This window comes from Gemmatimonadaceae bacterium (genome assembly GCA_019637355.1).
Lineage (GTDB): Bacteria > Gemmatimonadota > Gemmatimonadetes > Gemmatimonadales > Gemmatimonadaceae > Pseudogemmatithrix.
The window spans coordinates 1,339,080-1,357,963 of sequence record JAHBVT010000001.1 but is presented as its reverse complement, the minus strand read 5'-3'; the positions used below and the strand labels follow the sequence as shown (position 1 = coordinate 1,357,963).

Genomic DNA, 18,884 nt, shown 5'->3' with positions numbered 1-18,884 from the left:
CCGCGCGCTACTTGGTGGCGGCGACGACTTCGAGCATCTGGAGCAGGTGCCGCTGTTCGTGCCGCGCGATCATCAGGACCCACTGCCAGCCATCGAAGGGCCCGAAGAACGGATGGTCGTGGCGAATCAGCGAGAGCCGCGGTCCCGCCTCGTAGGCGATGGCCAAGAGTTGCACGCGCCCATCCGCCCAACGCCCACGCTCCGCAATCAGGTCAACCTCACCGGGCGGCGCCAGCCCCTCCGGAGCAGTGAGCTTCCGCGACCGATCGGCAAACGTGAACTTGTCCAGCAGCTTCAGGACGCCGTGCACCGACGGCCCCGGCGGCACCGTCGCCATCGGGCCGATCTCGGCGTTCTTGCGCTCGAGCAGGCGGGCGACGCCGCGCTCGACCTTGGCGAGGTGCCACACGATCTGGGCCGGCGTCCACTGCCCCGGCGGCGCCGCGTGCCGCTGGTGCTCGGGCACCGCCGCGAGCGCCGCCTCGAATTCACGACGCACCGCCGCGAGTTCCTGCTCGAGTACTTGGACGCGCCGGTCACCGATGCTCATAGGCAGGAATCTCAGCCCCTGACTGCCTGCGAACAAGGGCGGACGGTGACGGGGCGAAACCGCCCTCCGGACGGCGGCGTAGGGCCCCACACGGAGGCTATACCAATGATTGGAACCCTGATTGCCCTGGGCGTGGCGTGGTTTGGCTACGCGACCGCTCGCCGATTCGTCCGCGAGCGTCTGCGCTACGTCGATGCCGCCCTGACGGGCGGTGCCGCCATCGTCGCCGGAGTCGCTGCGATGGTCCTCGCCTGGCCTGTCGTCTGGCTCCTGCCGTTTGTCGGAGCGCCGACGGCGATTGCCTTTGGCCTGTCGGTGGGGCTCGGCGCCCGCGCCGGCGCCAGCGACGTGAAGGATCCCTACCGGCTCAAGGGCTAAGGCGACTGCGCTGCGGGCGGCTGGTCCGGCGCCCTGCGCGAACGGTAGAAGCGCAGAAACCAAGCGATGGCCACGAGCGCGATGCCCGCCCACCGCAACCACTCGAGGCCGAGCTTGGCCCCGACGAAGAACACCAACACCCCCGCGAGCGCGAGCACGAGCTTGGCCGTGTGCACCGGGATCACGGGAGGTCCTCTCGCGCGGTGCCAGGTATCGTCAGGATGAAGTCCGCGCCGAAGGCGCGTGAGGGCGTTTGGAATCCCGCGGCCACTGTGCCCTCCGCCACGCGGACAGCCGCCGCGACCGCCGTCAGTGCCGTGAGTGTATAGCCGTCCGGCGCGACGACTCGGGCCTGCGCCGAACGACCATCCGGCGCGGTCGCCTCACCCCAGAGACGGCTTTGCGCGCCCGCACGCCGTTCCGCACTCGGCCCGGGCGTCCGCGCCGCGATTCGCGCCTTGAGCAGCCGCTGCATCGGCGCCATACCCAGCAAGGGCAGCAGGGGGCGCGCGAGGCGCATCAACCGAACCGTCTTCCGCGGCACGGCGGTATAGACCGCGATGTCGGGGATCCCGGTCGAGTGGAACGCCGTGGAGACATCGCCCCACGGGATCGTCACGCAGTGGCGCGTGCGGTCACCGAAGTCGATCTCGCGCGTAGCGTACGCGGCTGGCACCCTCACGAGGCGTCCACCCCGACGCAGCGCGCCGCCCTGCGCGATCCCCTCGACCATCGTCGTCGCGGTGCCGCGGGAGAGGCCCGTGCCTCCGGTGAACGCGAGCGTCAGCGAGGCGGCATCCGGCAGGCGGCGACTCAGGTGCGCGGCCAAGCAGTCGCTGGGGACGACGTCGAAGCCGACGCCCGGGAGCACGACGATGCCAGCCTCGCGCGCCTCTGCGTCTGCCGCCGCCATCCGCTCGAAGACTGCGATCTCGCCGGTGATATCCAGATAGTGCACGCGATTGCGCAGGCAGGCCTCGAGCATCGGGCCAGCCATCCGGTGGAACGGGCCGGCGCAATGGAGGACCGCGCGCATTCCGGAGAGGGCGCGGTCGAGCGCCACCGGATCGTCGAGGGAAGCAGGGCGCGACTCCAGCCTCGTCTCGGCAGCGAACACCGCGAGCGATGCGGCATCGCGACCGGAAATCACCGGCCGCAGCCCCTGGGCCAGCGCTTCCGCGACGATCAGCCGCCCGGTGTAGCCGGTGGCCCCGTAAATGACGAACGCGCTTGTGGACATCACACGCGGCCGCGCGTCAGCGCGTCGGACCGACGAGCGGCGGAATCACATACGGGCCGAGGTGCGGACCGGGATTCTGCCAGGCAGCGCGGAGGGCCATCGCCAAAGTCGCCCGAGTGTCTTCAGGGTAGACGATCGCATCGATGTAGCCGCGCGCTCCAGCGTAACGCGCATCGAGTTGCTGCTCGTAGTCATCGCGCATCTCGTCGATGGCCGCCTGCACCGCCGGCGACGGATCCTTGCCCGACGCCTTTGCCGCCGCGAGTGCGGGTCCGTGCACGGCAGCCACGGCCGACTCGCCTTCCATCACCGCCATCCGGCCGGTGGGCCAGGAGAAGATGAAGTCGGGGTCGAAGCCCTGCCCCGCCATCGCGTAGTAGCCCGCGCCGCTCGCGTGGTTGACCGTGAGGACGAGCTTGGGCACCGTCGCCGTGGCCATCGCCTCCACCCAGCGGGCGCCCGCACGGATGATGCCTTCGTGCTCGGCCTCCTTGCCGACCATAAAGCCGGAAACGTCCTGCACGAAGAGCAGCGGGATGCCCTGGCGGTCGCATCGCTCGATGAAGAACGCGACCTTCTCGGCGCTCTCCGCGTAGATGATGCCGCCGAAGCGGGGCTGCTCACCGGCGCGCCCCTTGATGAGTCCGCGCGCGTTCGCGATGACGCCGACCGGAATGCCTTCGACGCGCGCGTCGCCGCAGATCATCTCGCGCGCGAGGTTCGGCTGGAACTCGTCCAGTGCGCCGTCGTCGAGAAGCGCCGCCAACGCCTCGTGGACGTCGTAGGACATCCGGTGGTCGCTGGGCAGGATGTCGTAGAGCGCCTGCGGGTCCGTGCGCGGCGTGGCCGTCGGATCGTGCGGAGCCACGCGCGGCGGCGGCGCGAGCCGCGCCACCTGGTCGCGCAGCATCTGCAGGCAGCTGGCGTCGTCGGCGGCCTCGTAGTGCGCCACGCCACTGACGGTGGTGTGCATCGTCGCGCCGCCGAGCGTCTCGCCGTCCACGGACTGGCCGGTGGCGCCCTTCACCAAGTTCGGGCCACCGAGCCCCATAAAGGAGCTGCCTTTCACCATCAGGATGACGTCGCTGAGCGCCGGGAGATACGCGCCGCCCGCCACGCACTGCCCCATCACCGCCGCGAGCTGCGGAATCCGCAGGAAGCGCCGCATCAACGAGTTGTAATAGAAGATGCGGGCCGCCCCATACTGGCCGGGAAAGACGCCGCCTTGGTACGGCAGGTTCACGCCCGCCGAATCCACGAGGTAGATGATCGGGATGCGGCAGCGCATCGCGCATTCCTGCGCGCGCAGGATCTTGGGAATCGTCTCCGGCCACCAGGAGCCCGCCTTCACCGTCGCATCGTTGGCGACGACGACGCACTCGCGGCCCTGCACCTGGATGATGCCGGTGACGACGCCGGCGCCGGGCGCCTCGCCGTCGTACTGGTCGTGCGCGACGAGCAGACCGAACTCGAGGAAGGCGCTTCGCGGGTCCTTCAAGCCGGCGACGCGCTCACGGGCCGTGAGCTTGCCCTGCGCGTGCTGCTTGGCGATGCGGTCGGGGCCGCCGCCGAGACGCAGGCGGCTCTCCAGTTCGCGGCAGGCCTCGGCGAGTTCGCGGAGCCGTGGACGCGAGGTGCCTGCGGGTGCCTCCTTTCGCGAGGCGGTCACGCTTCCTGCGACTGCCGCTCGGCGAACCATCCCTTGATGTACTCGACCAGGTCCGCCGTCGAGGTGCCGGGGCCGAAGAGCTTGCCGATGCCCTGCGCTTCGAGGGCGGCCATATCCTCCTTTGGGATGATGCCGCCGCCGGTGATGAGCACGTCGTCGCGGCCCTGCTCGCGCAGCAGCGCGTGCACGCGGGGGAAGAGCGTCATATGGGCGCCGGAGAGGATGCTGAGCCCGACGACGTCGACGTCTTCTTGGACGGCGGCCGAGGCGATCATCTCGGGGGTCTGGTGGAGGCCGGTGTAGATGACTTCCATCCCGGCGTCGCGGAGAGCGGCGGCGACGACCTTGGCACCGCGGTCGTGACCATCGAGACCGGGCTTGGCGACGAGCACACGAATGGGGCGTGACATACGGGAAAGTTACCGCGGGCGCGGGCGCGGTACAACGCGGGGCTAGGGGTTGAACCAGTAGGACAGCTTCACCAGAATCGTGTTGTCCGGATGCGTCCCGAACAGGTTGCGCAGGTCACGTCCGAGCTCGAAGCTGCCCGGATCCCGGTTGTCCTGCCGCCCCTGCTGCCACACGACGAAGAGCACAGACCCCGGGCGATACTCCCAGCGCACGACGGCGTTGGAGTTGAACTGCTTGCCATTGAACCCGCCGGGATCGGCCCCGCCGCCGTACGGGCGGAAGCGCGCATCGTACGCCTCGGCACGCGGGTCATCCAGCTCACGCCAATTGCTGTAGTCGCCGCTGGCCAGGAAGGGCTGCGCGTAGAGCTGGATGCTGAGCGTCGGACTGAGCGTGACGTTGGCGCGCGCGGTGAGGTCGAGCAGGTCCTGGTCGAGCCGTGCGAAGGTGAAGTGCGTGGTGTCGCTCAGGGTCGCGCCGTGGTTGGAGACCCACTGTGCGTCGATGACACGATGCTCGGCGCCGCCGGCAAGCGAGACGGACGTGCGTGTACCGAAGCGTGCCTCGAGCCCGGCCTCGACTCGCCGCGCCCAGCTGCGCCCCTCATCCCCGACACTGCCGATCAGCGCGACGCCCGGAATCAACGGTCGCCGCGCGTCCCCGTTGAGCGTGACGGCGGCGGTGCCTTGCGGCGACATTCGCAGCGCGGGGCCGCCACGGGCGCAGGAGACGCAGTGCGTGCTGCCGAGCTGGCTCCCCGTGAGCGTGAAGTTGCTGGTCCAGAAGTTCACGAACTCGGCGAAACCACGGAGTTGCACGGTGGAGGCGGCGGGGAGTCCGCCGGTGGTCCAATGCTGTTCGCTGGAGACCGCCGCGTTCACCCGCCGGTGCCAGCCGCCCGGGCGTAGCGCCGCCACGGTGAGCACGTTCCGCAGCATCACATCGTTCACGAGGGTGACGAAGCCGAGGTCGTTCAGTTCCGTCATCGGCTCGGCGTAGCGTGTGGTCGTCTCCCAGCGTACGCGGCCGGCGTAGCGCCGCAGTTGCAGCGACGTGACGCCGCCGTCGAGCGAGGTGCGCGAGGGGTCGTAGGCCACCTCGTGGTCAGGACGCTGATGGAAATGCACGCTGCTGAGCTGCGTGCGGGCAATCGCGTCCGCGCTGCCGCGGGCGGTGGACCGCCCCGCGTACCCCGAGACTTCCCATCGGTCTGCGAAGCGATGGTAGCCCTGCAGCAGCAGCGTATAGGCCTCGCGGCGCAGCAACGGCTCCGTGGACGCGTCGAGATCGCGCACGAGCCCGGTGACCATCGTGCCGAACTGCGAGCGACCGCCGCGGAAGTCCTGCACGAGCCGCCCGACGACGGTGGTGGTCTGCGGCTCGATCGTCTGGCCGAGGCTCCCCGCCTCGCGGGCCGAGGAGACGGCGACGAGGCCGAACTGGGCGCCGCCCTCGAAGCGACCGGTCACCTTGGCCGCCGCTTGGATGCGGGAGAAGCGCGGATCGGTCGCGGCTGCGCGCAACTGCGGCGTGCGGCCCACCCGTCTGGTATAGAAGATGCCTTCGCAAGGTCCGGCGCAGCGAAAGAGGTTCACGCCTTCCTGAAAGAACGGACGCCGCTCCTCGAAGCGAATCTCGAAGGCGCTGAGGTTCAGCACCGCCGGATCCATCTCGACCTGACCGAAGTCCGGGTTGATGGTGGCGTCGACCGTGATGTTGGTCGTGAGCCCGGCCTTCAGGTCGAGTCCTAGCGCCTGTTCCTGCGGATGCCGCCAACCCGTCGGCGAGCGTTCAGTGACATTCTTCGTCACCGCATACGGCATCACCTCGAGGCGGCGGTTGCGCCCGATGCCATTGATGCCGACGAGATCGCCCAGCTGCGAGGCGAAGGTTTGGCGCGAGGGCCGGTACACCGGCCAGGCATCGCGTTCGCCGAAGCGTGCGATGTCACGCCAGACGCCGAAACCGAAGACGTGCTCTTCCTTGGGCGTGAAGCGCAGTTGGCTGAACGGAATTGCGAACTCGGCGCTCCAGCCCTCGGTGTCGACGTGGACGGCAGCGTCCCAGACCCCGTCCCAGGCGATGTCCTCGCTGACGTCGCCGTACACCGTGGCGTCGCGCTTCACGCCCAGCGGGTTGACCATAAACTGCAGCGCGCTACGTCGGTCGTGGAATCCGTCGATGACCACCTTGATCCAGTCGGAGGGCGTGCGCACGTCGCGGCGGCTGAGGAACGCCACGATGGAGTCCGGCTGGGGATCGTAGGCCCGCACGAACACGTACAGCGTGCGGTCGTCGTAGGCCACCTGCACGGTGGTGCGGAAGCGGGCGGGCCCCGCCTCCGCGGGGGTGAACTGGTAGAAGTCGTCCGCGACCGGCGCCTGCGCCCAAATGGCCTCGCGTGCGCGACCGTCGAGCGCAATCAGTTCGTCCGTGCGGACGGCCCGCAACTGGGCGGTGTTGGGGTCCGCGGGCTGGGCTGCGGCGAGGGTTGGGACGAGAACGGCGACAGCGAGTGCGGTGGAGCGGAATCGCACGAGTTCGGTTGGCTCTGGGGGAAGAGGCGGTGCCGCGACTCGGAGACTACGCGGGGAGGGGTCGATATGTTGCGGAGTGTTGCGCGCGCCAAACCGCACGCAGACCTGTGCAACGGTCGATACTTTCAGGATGCCTGATTCTCAGCCCCTGACGCCGGCAACGCCGACCGCGCACTGGTACCGCGACCTCGTCGAGTTCTCGCCCGAGGCGGCATATGTCGTGCGCGAGGGCCGCATCGCCTACGTGAATCCGGCTGCAGTGCTACTCTTCGGCGCGCCGAATGCTGAGTCCCTGCTCGGGCAGGACGTGCTCGACCGCATCCACCCCGATGACCACGCCCTCGCCCTCGCGCGCCGGCGGCAGGTGCTGGAACTCGGCCAGCCGGCACCGCTGGTCGAGATGCGATTCCTCGGCGTGGATGGCCGCATTTTCGAGGTCGAGGTGCAGGCCACGCGAATCGAGTTCAACGGCGGGCCCGCGACCTACGCCGCCGCCCGCGACATCTCGGCCCGCAAGCGCCTTGAGGAGCAGGTACGCGAGGCGCAGAAGCTCGAGGCGGTCGGGCGGCTGGCCGGCGGCGTGGCGCACGACTTCAACAACACGCTGGCCATCATCCTCGGGCACGCCGAGTTCGTGCGGGATGCGCTCGGGCCGACGCACGAGCACAGTGAGGATATCAACGTGATCCTGCGAGCCGCACGGCACTCAGCCAGTCTTACGCGGCAGCTCCTCACCTACGCGCGCAAGCAGACCATCGCGCCGCGCCCGCTGGACCTCAACGCCGCCGTAAGCGACACGCTGCGGATGGTGCGGCCCCTAATCGGCGAGAGCATCGCGTTGACGTGGGAACCGGAGGCAGGCGTCTGGCCCGTCACGCTCGACCCCTCGCAGCTGGACCAGATCCTCACGAACCTCTGCGCCAACGCCCGTGACGCCATCGAGGACGTGGGCACGCTGACGATCACTACGCGCAACCACCGGCTCTCGGCGGCGGCCGCCCGCGCCATTCCAGAGGGCCAGCCTGGCGATTACGTGGTGCTCTCCGTGACCGACAGCGGCCGCGGGATGCCGCCGGAGGTCGAAGAGCGGATCTTCGAGCCGTTCTTCACGACGAAGCCGGTCGGTCAAGGTACGGGGCTCGGGCTCTCGACGGTCTTTGGCATTATGCGACAGAACCACGGCTTGCTGACCGTGCGCAGTGGCGTCGGCGCGGGCACGACGTTCGATTTGTACTTCCCGCGGCAGCCCGCGTTCGTGCAATCGCCGCCCGGCGGTGTCGCGACCGTCGCCTCTTTGCCCGGCGGCTCCGAATCCGTCTTGGTCGTCGAAGACGAAGTGGCCATCCTCGACCTCACTTGCCGCGCGCTGCGCGCCGCAGGATACCAGGTACAGGGGGCGAACACGGCGGCCCGCGCGCTGGAGATTCTTGCCGAGGATCCGGTGGACCTGCTGCTCACCGACGTGATGATGCCGCAGATGAGCGGGCCGGATCTGGCCCGACTGGTGCGGGAGCGCCATCCGGCGGTGAGCATCGTGTATATGTCAGGTTTCAGCGCGGATCTCATCGCGCGGCAAGGGCGGCTGGACCCAGATATCGAGTTCATCGGGAAGCCGTTCACGCTGGCGGAGCTGACGTCGCGGTTGCGCGGGGTGCTGGATCGGCGGGCGGCAATCGCCTAGCGGGGGCGACTGGCCCTGCGGGCGTTCGCGTGCCAGACTCTGGTATGGCCACCGCAAAGAAGAAGCGCCCCGCCAAGAAGTCCAAGAAGGCCGCCGCCGCACAGACGCGCGGCCTTGACGCCCGCCGACTCGCCTCGGCCTCCCCGCCTGCCGCCGTCGCCGCGCTCGGTGAACGCATCGAGCAAGACGGTGGCCAGGTCCTCGCCGCGTACCGCGACCCGCTCGGCGGGCGGTGGCAGATCCTCGCGGCGCTGCCCATCGGTCGCGTGGAACCGACGCCGTACCAACGCGACCTCTCGGACACGCACGTGGCGCGACTCGGCGACGCCATCGACAAGCTCGACCGCTTCCTCGATCCGCTGGTGACCGTGCCCGCCCCTGACGGCGGCTATTGGACACCCAACGGCAACCATCGGCTCGGCGCGATGCGGCAGCTCGGCGCCAAGGCCATCACGGCGCTGGTGGTGCCGGAAGAAAATGTCGCGCACCGCATCCTCGCCTTGAACACGGAAAAGGCACATAACCTGCGTGAGCGCGCCCTGGAAGTGTCCCGGCTGGCCGAGGCGCTCGCCGCAGTGGACGATGCGCCGGAGAAGTCGTTCGCCGAAGTGTTCGAGGAGGCGCCGCTCGTCACGCTCGGGCTCTGCTACCAAGCGAACGGGCGGTTCTCAGGCGGCGCGTACCATCCCATCCTGAAGCGCTGCGACCAGTTCCTCGGGAGCAAGCTCCCGGCAGCGCTCGTGGAGCGGCGGCGACGCGCCGAGAAGTTGCTCGAGCTCAATGGCTACGTGAACGAAGCCGTGGCCGCGCTCAAGGCGCGCGGGTTGGAGAGCCCGTACCTCAAGGCGTTCGTGGTAGCGCGCATCAACCACCTGCGCTTCGTGAAGGACAAGCACCCCGACTTCGACAGCACGATCGACAAGATCCTCGGCGCGGCACGGCGCTTCAATGCGTCGAACGTGAAGGCGGATCAGGTCGCGCGCAGCGGCGGGCCGCCGGCGAGCGAGGAGTAGGCGCACGGTGCCGGCCGCTACTTCCGCTTCGTCCCCACCAGCAGCATCTCGTGCGAGCGCCGCGTCAGCGGCCGCTCGGTGAAACCATCGAAGGCGGCGTGGACCTCGATCCCCACATCGGCGAGCAGGCTGGCCAGGTGCGAGGGGCTGTACAAGCGGATCCGGTGCACGCGGCGTTCGACGCGTCGCTTTGTCGTCCACGTGGAGTGGATCGTGAGACACCCCGACAGCGGGTCGAACTCGCGCCGCTGCTCGACGGAGGTGCCGTCCTGCGTGACCCAAGCGTCGCCGCGCAGGAACCGGTCGCTGAGGCCGTCCCGGTTGCCACCCTGCCAGACGAACACGCCACCGGGCTTCAGGACACGCGCGACCTGCTTGAGGGTGCGGACATCGTCGGCCGGGTCGTCGAAGAAGCCGAACGACGTGAACAGGTTGACGACGGCATCGAAGCGTCGCGTCCAGCGCAGCGGCAAGCGGCGCATATCGCCGTGGGTGTACCGGAGCGTCTTGCCCGTGCCGCGGCGCTTAGCTTCGCGCAGGAGCTCACGCGAGAGATCGTAGCCGTCGACGTTGAAGCCGGCTTCGGCGAGCAAGTGGGCGTGACGGCCCTGCCCGCAGGCGAGGTCGAGGACCCGCGAAGCGTCCGGCAAGGCCAGCAACTCAATCAGACGCGCCACCTGCAGCCGTTCCTCGACGAGATCGAACACCGGCGAGTACTCGGTGAGGTAGCCCTCATCGAAGTACGAGCGCCACCAATCTCTCGGTGGCGCTCCGTTGCCGCTGTCGTCTTCCGTCTTCCGATTCAAAAGAACACGGGCTCTCGATACGCGCCGAACTCAGCCTCCAGCGCCGCCCGGATCTCGTACAGCGTGCAGTAGCTCCGCGCGCAGTCGAGGATGAACGGCACCACGTTCTCGCTGCCGCGCGCCGCTTCGCGGAGTCGCGCGAGCTTGGCCTCGCAACCGGCGTTGTCGCGGGTCTGCCGGAGCCGGGCCAGCGCCTCGGCCTGCTCGCGCGCCGCCTGCTCGTCAATCTTGAGCAGCGGGATCGTCAGGGCGCTCTCGTCGCTCTCGAACGAGTTCACGCCGACGATCACGCGCCGGTGCTGCTCGATCTCCCACTGCTGGCGCGCCGCGCTCTCGGCAATCTTGCGCTGGAACCAGCCCGTCTCGAGTCCGGGCACCACCCCACCCTGCTCCTCGATCTGCTGGAACAACGCTTCCGCCTCGGCTTCGAGCTCGTCGGTGAGGCGCTCCACGTAGTACGAGCCGCCGAGCGGATCGACGACGTTCGGGACGCCGGTCTCATACGCCAAGACCTGCTGCGTGCGCAGCGCGACCTCGACGGCGTGCTCCGTCGGCAGGGCCAAGGTCTCGTCCATCGAGTTGGTGTGCAGCGACTGGGTGCCGCCGAGCACGGCCGCCATCGCCTGGTAGGCGACGCGGACGATGTTGTTCATCGGCTGCTGCGCCGTGAGCGTGACGCCCGCCGTCTGTGAATGGAAGCGCATCACCCAGGAGCGCGGGCTCTTGGCGCCGTAGCGCTCCTTCATATGCCGGGCCCAGATGCGGCGCGCAGCGCGGAGCTTGGCGATCTCCTCGAAAAAGTCGTTGTGGATGTCCCAGAAGAACGACAGCCGCGGCGCGAAGTCGTCCACGTCCAGCCCGCGCGCGATGCCGCGTTCCACGTAGGTGAAGCCGTCGGCCAGCGTGAAGGCCAACTCCTGCGCCGCCGTGCTGCCCGCCTCGCGGATGTGGTAGCCGGAGATCGAGATGGTGTTCCACTGCGGCACGTGCTTCGAGCCGTACTCGAACATATCGACGATCAGGCGCAGCGCCGGCTCGATCGGGAAGCACCAGGCGTGCTGCGCCATATACTCCTTGAGGATGTCGTTCTGGATCGTCCCCCGGAGCTGCTCGGGCTTCACGCCCTGCTTCTCGGCCGCCGCGATGTAGAAGCACCACAGGATGATGGCCGGCCCGTTGATGGTCATCGACGTGGACACCTGGTCCAGCGGGATGCCGTCGAAGAGCTGCTCCATATCCGCCAACGACGAGATGGCGACGCCGCACTTGCCGACCTCGCCCTCCGAGCGCGGATGGTCGGAGTCGTAGCCCATCAGCGTCGGGAAGTCGAACGCTACGGACAGGCCGGTGGTGCCGTTCTTGAGCAGGAACTTGTAGCGCTCGTTGGTCTCGCGGGCCGAGCCGAAGCCGGCGAACTGGCGCATCGTCCAGAGCTTGCCGCGGTAGCCCGTCGGGTGGATGCCGCGCGTATACGGATACGCGCCGGGCACCTCGAAGGCCGTGCCGGCCGAGCCCTCCAGGTCCAATGCCGTATACAGCGGCGCGACTTCCTTGGCCGAGTTCGTGTAGGCGATGTCGCGCACGTCGCCCTTGGCGTAGCGTGCCTTCCACTGCTCGACTTCCTTGCGCAGCGTGTCGAGCTCCGCCTGCATCGCGGCGAGCGTGGGATCGAGGTTGGGAATCGAGGTCATCAGTCCTTCCCAGTCAGGGTTCCGGCCGAGACCGCCCGTGCGATGAGCGCCTCGGCTTCGGCCAGCGGAGTCGTCTCGCCCGCTTCCAGCGCAGCGAGGCGACCATCCAACCACTCGTTCGTCGCCGCGTCGCGCCACAGGCGCGAGCGCAGGCGCTGTTCCACGGCATCGATGACGCGCTCGCGCAACCGGGACCGCCGGCGGCGCTGGAGCGTGCCGCTGGTCTCAAGATACCCGAAATGCCGCTCCAGGGCCTCAACGAACTCCGGGACGCCCTCCCCGGTGGAGCCGACCGTGCGCAGGACCGGAGGTGTCCAGCTCTCGGGATTCGCCGCCGCAGCCGCGTCGCGTGCCAGCTTCGCCGGATTCAGGCGCTTGAGGTCGACGCCGTGGTGGGCGGGCACGTCGCGCATCGTGGCGCCGCTGCGCAGGCCCAACATCAGCTCGATGTCATTGCGCAGGCGGTCGGCGCCCGGACGGTCGGCCTTGTTCACGACGAACAGGTCGGCAATCTCCATCACGCCCGCCTTGAGCGTCTGGATGGAGTCGCCGCTCTCCGGCACGAGTACCACGGCGCTGGTGTCCGCGAGGCGGGCGATGTCGAGTTCGCTCTGCCCCACGCCAACGGTCTCGACAAGGATCCGTTCGATGCCGGCGGCGTCGAGCACGTCGCAGACCTCGCGGGTCGCCACTGCGAGGCCGCCGAGCGAGCCGCGCGTCGCCATCGATCGAATGAAGACGTTCTCGTGCAACGCCACGCGTTCCATCCGCACGCGGTCTCCGAGCAGGGCTCCGCCCGTGAACGGCGAGGTTGGATCGACCGCGACCACGCCCACGCGCAGGCCCTGCGCCAGGTAGTGCTCGGCCAGCAGCGTCGTCAGCGTGCTCTTGCCTGCGCCCGGCGGCCCCGTGATCCCAATGCGCCGCGCGCCACCGACGCGCGGATGGCAGGCGGCCAACAGCTCCTCCCAACCCTTGCGGCGGTCCTCGATGATGCTGACGGCGCGGGCGACGGACGCCTTGCGTCCCGCGAAGAGTCCCTCGGTCAGGGCCGTCGTCATCGGTCGCTCAGGGGATCGTCGTGCTCGTCCTGGATCTCGCCCACCAGTTCCTCCACCAAGTCCTCGAGCGTCAGCAGCCCTAGCGTCTCGCCACCCGCCCCACGCACAATCGCGAGGTGCCGTCGCTCGCGCAGCATCCGCGTCATCAGGGCGTGGCAGGCTTCGTCCGCACTGGCGACGGCCACCGGCCGCGGCGTGCGCAGCGGCTCCTCCGGCCGCGCGATGACGTCCCAGCTCGTCACCATCCCGACGATGTGGTCCAGCGTTCCGTCATACACGGGCAGCCGGGTGTACTTGGACTGCGCCACCAGCTGGGCGACCTCGTCCGCCCGCGCCGTGCGCTCGAGCGCGACGATATCCGCGCGCGGCGTCATCACGTCGCCGACACGCGTATCGCTGAACTCCAGCACGCCGGAGATGATCTCCCGTTCCTCGGCGGCACCGACGCCCTCGAGTTCGCCCTCGCGCAGCAGGTCGTCGAGGACGTCCCCAGGCGATTCGGCCTCGGCGGCGGCCGGTCCCACCGCGCGGCCGACGAGGCGGCGCGCGACGGCCGCCAGCGGCAGCGTCAAGCCCTCGACGATCCGCAGCAGCGGCAGCACCAACGGAAGCGACTCTGCGGGCCAGCGCCGAGCGATGGCGCGCGGGAGCAGCTGTCCCATCACGAGCAGCAGCGCAATCCCGATGAGCAAGTGCTGCATCAGGCGCAAAGGCTCGTCGCCGTGTTGCAATCCGATGATGGCCCCGAGCGTGAAGACGGTGCCGGCAATGCCGGTGCCGGCGGCGATCAGCAATCGCTGTGGCCGATCGAGGTACAACGACGCCGTGCCTGCCCCGGCGAGGCGGCGCTCCGCCCAGTGGCGAAGCCAGATGCGGCTCACCGTGCGCAGCGCGGTGGCGGCGGTGGTCAGCACGCCCACGATGCCGACGAGAATGAGGAGCGGAGTGAAGCTGCTCACGCGGCCTCCCCCGGCAGGGGCGCCGTCAGGGGCTCGAGATACACGCGCTGGATGCGTCGGCGCACCACGCGCTCGACGACGAGCTTGTAGCCGTTCAGCCGTAGCGTCTCGCCAGCCTTGGGCGGACGGCCGAGCACTTCCATCACCAGACCGCCGATGGTCGACACGTCGCCACGGGTCCAGTCCTGCGCCGTGAGCTCCGAGAGCGCATCGAGCGTCACCGCCGCCGCGACCCAGAGCCGCCCACCGTCCTCACGCTCGACGTCCGGCAGCTCGGCGTCACCTTCGTCCTGGATGTCGCCGATGATGAGTTCCAGCGCGTCCTCGAGCGTGACGAGACCAGCGGTGCCCCCGAACTCGTCGGCGACGATCGCGAGGTGTCGCCGTGACGCGCGGAAATCACGCAGCTGCGACTCGACGGTCTTGGGCTCCGGGATGAACAGCGCCGGCTTCACCAGCGCCTGCCATCCGCCCGCCGGCTCCTCGTCCGCCAGCAACGCCGGCAGCAGGTCCTTGGCGTAGAGGATGCCGACCACTTCGTCGAGCGTGCCGTCGTAGACCACGAGGCGGGCGTGCTGTGCGCTGCGCACACGGTCCACGACCTCGCTCCAGGGCGTGTCGCGCTCGAGCCCCACGATGTCGACGCGCGGCACCATAATGGCCGAGACTTTGGTGTCGCCGAGCGAAAAGACGCCGTGCAGCAGCACCTCTTCCTGCGGGGTGACCTCAGCCTCGGCGGCGACCACCTCACGGAAGCGTTCGACCGCATCATCGTGGTCCTCATCATCCGGCGCAGGCGGCGGCAGCAGGGCCATCAGGGCGTCATCTGCCCATTGGCCGAACGCCACCACGGGTGCGCAGATCCACTCGACGGCTTCGACCACGCCGCCGACGGCGGCCAGCCCCCGCGCGCCGGCGGCATCTCCCGCCGCGCGTGCGCCGACCTCGGTGATGCCGACGATTGCCACGCCCGCGAGCACGACGCCGGGCGTGAACCACGCTGCCGGTAGCCACTGCGTGGCGAGCAATGCCACCGTGGTGGCGGCGCCGCTGGCCAACTGCGCGACGATGCGGCCGAAGGCCAGCGCGCGGTGCGCGCGCTCGCGTCGCTCGAGGATGGCGCGCGTACGCGCCTCGCTCGGAGGCTCGTCGCTGTCGAGCCCGAGCAGCGCGCCGTCAGCAAAGGCACAGAGCGCGGCGATCACGCCTGCGCCAATCGCCACCAAGACCGCGAGGAGGGTCACGCGGCCACGACCGTCCGCAGCAGCCGCTCCTGCAGGCGCCACATCGGCGAGCGCGTGCGCTCGTCGCCCTCCGGATGCTCGTAGCCCAGCACGTGCAACGCGCCGTGGACGGCGAGGCGCAGGAACTCCTCGCGCACGGGCACGCCGAAACGCTTGGCGTTTGCCGTGGCGACCGCCGGGCAGAGGTAGATGTCGCCGACTACGGCACCCGACGGATCTCGGAAGCCGAAGGTGATGATGTCCGTGGGCCCGGCGTGCCCGAGGTGCTTGGCGTTGAGCGCGGCCATCCGCCGCGGCGTGAGCAGCGTCAGGCTGACCATCGCGCGGCGCACCTTACGCGCCTGCAGCACGTGCTCGACCGCCGCCCGCAGGCGAGTGGCCGAGACAGGGATCCGAATGCCCTCCAGGCTCACGCCGACGCGGACGCCGCCCTGCGCGCGTCCGCTCACGTGCCGGCGTCCTGCGCGTAGGCCTTCACGATCTCGCGCACCAGCCGGTGGCGCACCACGTCGGTCTCGGTGAAGTAATGGAACGCGATGCCGTCGATGTTCTGCAGGATGCGCTCCACCTGCAGCAGGCCGCTCTCCTCGCGCTTCGGCAGGTCGATCTGCGTCTTGTCGCCGGTGATGACGGCGCGGGAGTTCAGGCCGAGGCGCGTGAGGAACATCTTCATCTGCGCGTTCGTGGCGTTCTGCGCCTCGTCGAGGATGACGAAGGCGTCGCCCAGCGTGCGGCCGCGCATATACGCGAGCGGCGCGATCTCGATGACGCGCGTCTCGAGCGCGCGCGCGACACGCTCCGGGGGCATCAGGTCGTCGAGCGCGTCGTAGAGCGGCCGCAGGTAGGGATCCACCTTGGCCTGCATATCGCCGGGAAGGAAGCCCAAGGACTCGCCGGCCTCGACGGCCGGTCGCGCGAGCACGATGCGGCGCACGCGCTTGCGGGCCAGCGCATCGACGGCGGCCGCCACGGCCAGGTACGTCTTGCCGGTTCCCGCCGGGCCGATGCCGACTACGATCTCGTTGTCGAGCATCTGCTGCATATACTCGGCTTGCCCGTTGGTCTTGGGCTGGATGATCTTGCGCACGCCCGGCAGCACGATGCGCCCCGGCGCGCCGCCGTCGCGGGCCGGTCCTTCCATCGAGAAGCGCAGCACGTCGTCCGGATCCAGCGGCTGCCGCTGCTTGGCGTGATCGATCATCCGCTGCGCGACGGCCGCCGCCTTCTCAACCGCCTCGGCGCTGCCGGTGATGGTCATCTGCTCGCCGCGCAGCGTCACGCGCACGGGAAAGAGGCGCTGCAGTTCGGACAGGTTGCCGTCGGCCACGCCGGCCAACGTCAACAGGTCGGCGCCTTCGGTCGGCAGCTTGGTCGTGATCGACTCGCCACTGAGCGTGCCGTCGGTCATTCAGCCTCCGCGATGCGGATGTGGAGTTCGTCGAGGTCCTGTGCTGGCACCGGCGACGGGGCGCCTTCGAAAAGCGCCCGTGCCGCAGTGGTCTTCGGGAAGGCGATCACGTCGCGCAGCGAATCGGCACCGGCGAGGATCATCGCGATGCGGTCGAAGCCGAACGCGATGCCCCCGTGCGGCGGCGCGCCGGCGCGCAGCCCCTCGAGCAGGAAGCCGAAGCGACGCTCCTGATCGGCCGGGTCAGCGATGCCGAGCAGCTCGAACATCCGCGCCTGCACCGCCGGATCGCTGGTGCGGATGGAGCCGCCGCCGAGCTCGGTGCCATTGAGCACGCAGTCGTAGGCGAAGGCGCGCCATCTGTGCGGCTCGCCTGGCCGCGCGGTCATATCGTCGGTGTTGGGCGAGGTGAACGGGTGGTGCACCGCCGCCAGCGCGCCCGTGTCCGGATCGCGGTCGAACATCGGGAAGTCGAGCACCCAGAGGAACTCACGCTTGGCGGGGTCGGCGAGGCCGAGGCGCGCGGCGCACTCCTGCCGCACGCGGTCGAGCGCCGGGCTGGAGAAGCGGTCCGCGCCGGCCACGCCGAGGAACAAGTCCCCGTCGGCGAGCCCGAGGGCGGAGGCGGCATCTGCCGGGAGGAACTTGGCGAGGGGGCCTTCGAGCTTGCCGTCGGCCAACTTGAGACGCAGCAGTCCGCCCGCGCCGGCGCTCTTGGCGATCGCCTCGAGTTCATCCACCTGCTTGCGGCTCCAGGTTGCCGCGCCCGGCACGACGAGGCCGCGCACGCGGCCGCCCGCGGCGAGCGCCGACTGGATGATGCCCGACTCGCTGCCGGCGAACGCCGCCGACACGTCCCGTAGCTCAAGTCCATAGCGCAGATCCGGCCTGTCGCAGCCGTAGCGCTCCATTGCATCGGCGTAGCTCATCCGCGGAAACGGCGTCGTCACCGCGATGCCAGCCTCCGCCCAGAGCGCCTGCATCAGGCCCTCGGACATCGTGATGATGTCCTCGCGCGTGATGAACGACGCCTCGATGTCGATCTGCGTGAACTCGAGCTGACGGTCGGCGCGCAGGTCCTCGTCGCGGAAGCAGCGCGCCACCTGGAAGTAGCGGTCGAAGCCCGCGCACATAAACAGCTGCTTGTAGATCTGCGGCGACTGCGGCAGCGCGAAGAACTCTCCCACGTGCATCCGGCTGGGGACGAGGAAGTCGCGCGCGCCCTCGGGCGTCGGCTTTGTCAGGATGGGCGTCTCGAGCTCGAGGTAGCCTAGCTCGCTGAGGTAGCGACGCGTGGCCTGCAGCAGGCGGTGCCGCAGCACGAGGCTGCGCTGCAGCTCCGGCCGACGCAGGTCGAGGACGCGGTGGCGCAGCCTGAGGTCCTCGGCAGGGCGCTTGGCTTCCTTGTCCAGTGCGACGGGAATCGGCGGCGTCGCCGCCGGCCCCACGACGCGGATGGAGGCCACGCGCACCTCGATCTCGCCCGTGGCCATCTCTGGGTTGCGCAGGCCTTCAGGCCGGGGCGCGACGACACCTTCGACGAGCACGGCGCACTCGAGGCCAATGCCCGTGGCCTGCGTGATGACGTCAACAGGCGTCCAATGCGGGTTGAACGCGAGTTGCACGAGCCCTTCGCGATCGCGCAAGTCGATGAACAACTGGCCGCCGAGATCGCGCGATTTGTGGACCCAACCGCCGAGCGTGACGCGCTGGCCCTCATTGGCGAGGCGCAGGGCGCCGCCGAGGTGGGTGCGGAGCGAAGTGGCGAGCGGATCGGCGCGGTGGGTCACGTGAGTTGCGGACGGCGTGGCGAGAAGAGCGGGACGAAGCGGACGCTGAGCACACCGACGATGGCGCCGGCGGTGTCGGCGACCCAGTCGAGCAAGCTCATCGAGCGGCTGGGGATGAACGACTGGTGCCATTCGTCCACGGCACCGAAGGCGGAGACCGCGAGCACCACAGCAACCATCGTACCGAGGTGGCGGGGGCGCATCGTGGCGCGCAGCATCAGGCCGGCGAGGACGGCGTAGGCGCCAAAGTGCGCGACTTTGTCGAGGGCGAGGTCCGGCGGGCCCAAGTGAATCCGGGGCCACGACGTGCCGACCAGGATAATCGCGACCCACAGCGCAGGCGGGGTCCAACGGGCCGCGGCGGAGGGCGCCGCGGCGGGGCTACTGGCATCAGGCATTGAGGCCGTAAATCTAACTGGCGCCGTCACTTGGTGGAAGCCGAGGCC

At 69.5% G+C, this 18,884-nt stretch carries 18 protein-coding genes; 3 read left to right on the top strand and 15 right to left on the bottom strand.

The window, feature by feature from the left end:
- Positions 1-7: 7 nt before the first annotated feature.
- Complete coding sequence (locus tag KF689_06220; protein MBX3132966.1) at positions 8-550, bottom strand: DinB family protein; 543 nt, start codon at positions 548-550, stop codon at positions 8-10.
- Between the two features lie 105 nt (positions 551-655).
- Here KF689_06220 and KF689_06215 point away from each other — a divergent pair, with 105 nt between their 5' ends.
- On the top strand, positions 656-928 hold the full coding sequence (locus KF689_06215; protein MBX3132965.1) for a hypothetical protein: 273 nt from the start codon (positions 656-658) through the stop codon (positions 926-928).
- Here KF689_06215 and KF689_06210 read toward each other — a convergent pair.
- From KF689_06210 to KF689_06190, 5 genes are read right to left on the bottom strand one after another with little or no spacing between them, the layout of a single operon-like run.
- Positions 925-1,104, bottom strand: a complete 180-nt coding sequence (locus KF689_06210) for a hypothetical protein (protein MBX3132964.1) — start codon at positions 1,102-1,104, stop codon at positions 925-927. The genes KF689_06215 and KF689_06210 overlap by 4 nt on opposite strands.
- Before the next feature lie 5 nt (positions 1,105-1,109).
- A complete protein-coding gene (locus tag KF689_06205) occupies positions 1,110-2,168 on the bottom strand; it encodes a saccharopine dehydrogenase NADP-binding domain-containing protein (protein MBX3132963.1) in 1,059 nt (352 codons plus the stop codon).
- A gap of 16 nt (positions 2,169-2,184) precedes the next feature.
- Entirely contained in the window at positions 2,185-3,867 is a 1,683-nt protein-coding gene (locus KF689_06200) for an acyl-CoA carboxylase subunit beta (GenBank protein MBX3132962.1), read from the bottom strand.
- Complete coding sequence (locus KF689_06195) at positions 3,834-4,247, bottom strand: cobalamin B12-binding domain-containing protein (GenBank protein ID MBX3132961.1); 414 nt, start codon at positions 4,245-4,247, stop codon at positions 3,834-3,836. The genes KF689_06200 and KF689_06195 overlap by 34 nt, the downstream gene beginning before the upstream one ends.
- Before the next feature lie 42 nt (positions 4,248-4,289).
- On the bottom strand, positions 4,290-6,785 hold the full coding sequence (locus KF689_06190) for a carbohydrate binding family 9 domain-containing protein (protein MBX3132960.1): 2,496 nt from the start codon (positions 6,783-6,785) through the stop codon (positions 4,290-4,292).
- Positions 6,786-6,915: 130 nt separating this feature from the next.
- Here KF689_06190 and KF689_06185 point away from each other — a divergent pair, with 130 nt between their 5' ends.
- Positions 6,916-8,466, top strand: a complete 1,551-nt coding sequence (locus KF689_06185) for a response regulator (GenBank protein ID MBX3132959.1) — start codon at positions 6,916-6,918, stop codon at positions 8,464-8,466.
- A 44-nt stretch (positions 8,467-8,510) separates the two neighbouring features.
- Positions 8,511-9,479 carry a ParB N-terminal domain-containing protein gene (locus tag KF689_06180; protein ID MBX3132958.1) on the top strand — a complete coding sequence of 323 codons (969 nt, stop codon included), beginning with the start codon at positions 8,511-8,513 and terminating at the stop codon, positions 9,477-9,479.
- 17 nt (positions 9,480-9,496) lie between these two features.
- On the opposite strand, the gene KF689_06175 is transcribed toward KF689_06180, so the two are convergent.
- From KF689_06175 to KF689_06135, 9 genes are read right to left on the bottom strand one after another with little or no spacing between them, the layout of a single operon-like run.
- Positions 9,497-10,285 carry a methyltransferase domain-containing protein gene (locus KF689_06175; GenBank protein ID MBX3132957.1) on the bottom strand — a complete coding sequence of 263 codons (789 nt, stop codon included), beginning with the start codon at positions 10,283-10,285 and terminating at the stop codon, positions 9,497-9,499.
- Positions 10,282-11,976 carry a methylmalonyl-CoA mutase gene (locus KF689_06170; protein ID MBX3132956.1) on the bottom strand — a complete coding sequence of 565 codons (1,695 nt, stop codon included), beginning with the start codon at positions 11,974-11,976 and terminating at the stop codon, positions 10,282-10,284. The genes KF689_06175 and KF689_06170 overlap by 4 nt, the downstream gene beginning before the upstream one ends.
- Complete coding sequence (gene meaB / locus KF689_06165) at positions 11,976-13,037, bottom strand: methylmalonyl Co-A mutase-associated GTPase MeaB (protein MBX3132955.1); 1,062 nt, start codon at positions 13,035-13,037, stop codon at positions 11,976-11,978. Before meaB ends, KF689_06170 begins: the two co-directional genes overlap by 1 nt.
- The gene (locus KF689_06160; GenBank protein MBX3132954.1) at positions 13,034-13,996 is read right to left on the bottom strand and encodes a CBS domain-containing protein; all 963 of its coding nucleotides are present in this window, start codon (positions 13,994-13,996) and stop codon (positions 13,034-13,036) included. The genes meaB and KF689_06160 overlap by 4 nt, the downstream gene beginning before the upstream one ends.
- On the bottom strand, positions 13,993-15,240 hold the full coding sequence (locus KF689_06155) for an HlyC/CorC family transporter (GenBank protein MBX3132953.1): 1,248 nt from the start codon (positions 15,238-15,240) through the stop codon (positions 13,993-13,995). Before KF689_06155 ends, KF689_06160 begins: the two co-directional genes overlap by 4 nt.
- The gene (ybeY, locus tag KF689_06150) at positions 15,237-15,689 is read right to left on the bottom strand and encodes an rRNA maturation RNase YbeY (protein MBX3132952.1); all 453 of its coding nucleotides are present in this window, start codon (positions 15,687-15,689) and stop codon (positions 15,237-15,239) included. Before ybeY ends, KF689_06155 begins: the two co-directional genes overlap by 4 nt.
- Positions 15,686-16,648 carry a PhoH family protein gene (locus KF689_06145; GenBank protein MBX3132951.1) on the bottom strand — a complete coding sequence of 321 codons (963 nt, stop codon included), beginning with the start codon at positions 16,646-16,648 and terminating at the stop codon, positions 15,686-15,688. Before KF689_06145 ends, ybeY begins: the two co-directional genes overlap by 4 nt.
- Entirely contained in the window at positions 16,645-18,438 is a 1,794-nt protein-coding gene (gene aspS, locus KF689_06140; GenBank protein MBX3132950.1) for an aspartate--tRNA ligase, read from the bottom strand. The genes KF689_06145 and aspS overlap by 4 nt, the downstream gene beginning before the upstream one ends.
- Positions 18,435-18,836 (bottom strand): VanZ family protein, encoded by a 402-nt coding sequence (locus KF689_06135; protein MBX3132949.1) that lies wholly within the window; start codon positions 18,834-18,836, stop codon positions 18,435-18,437. The genes aspS and KF689_06135 overlap by 4 nt, the downstream gene beginning before the upstream one ends.
- Between the last annotated feature and the right edge of the window lie 48 nt (positions 18,837-18,884).

Bases quoted from the DNA above. Each gene is read 5' to 3' on its own strand.
- KF689_06215 (MBX3132965.1), top strand. From the start codon at position 656: ATGATTGGAACCCTGATTGCCCTGGGCGTGGCGTGGTTTGGCTACGCG.
- KF689_06185 (MBX3132959.1), top strand. From the start codon at position 6,916: ATGCCTGATTCTCAGCCCCTGACGCCGGCAACGCCGACCGCGCACTGG.
- KF689_06170 (MBX3132956.1), bottom strand. From the start codon at position 11,976: ATGACCTCGATTCCCAACCTCGATCCCACGCTCGCCGCGATGCAGGCG.
- KF689_06145 (MBX3132951.1), bottom strand. From the start codon at position 16,648: ATGACCGACGGCACGCTCAGTGGCGAGTCGATCACGACCAAGCTGCCG.
- meaB (MBX3132955.1), bottom strand. From the start codon at position 13,037: ATGACGACGGCCCTGACCGAGGGACTCTTCGCGGGACGCAAGGCGTCC.
- KF689_06195 (MBX3132961.1), bottom strand. From the start codon at position 4,247: ATGTCACGCCCCATTCGTGTGCTCGTCGCCAAGCCCGGTCTCGATGGT.
- KF689_06220 (MBX3132966.1), bottom strand. From the start codon at position 550: ATGAGCATCGGTGACCGGCGCGTCCAAGTACTCGAGCAGGAACTCGCG.
- KF689_06135 (MBX3132949.1), bottom strand. From the start codon at position 18,836: ATGCCTGATGCCAGTAGCCCCGCCGCGGCGCCCTCCGCCGCGGCCCGT.
- KF689_06200 (MBX3132962.1), bottom strand. From the start codon at position 3,867: ATGGTTCGCCGAGCGGCAGTCGCAGGAAGCGTGACCGCCTCGCGAAAG.
- KF689_06205 (MBX3132963.1), bottom strand. From the start codon at position 2,168: ATGTCCACAAGCGCGTTCGTCATTTACGGGGCCACCGGCTACACCGGG.
- KF689_06180 (MBX3132958.1), top strand. From the start codon at position 8,511: ATGGCCACCGCAAAGAAGAAGCGCCCCGCCAAGAAGTCCAAGAAGGCC.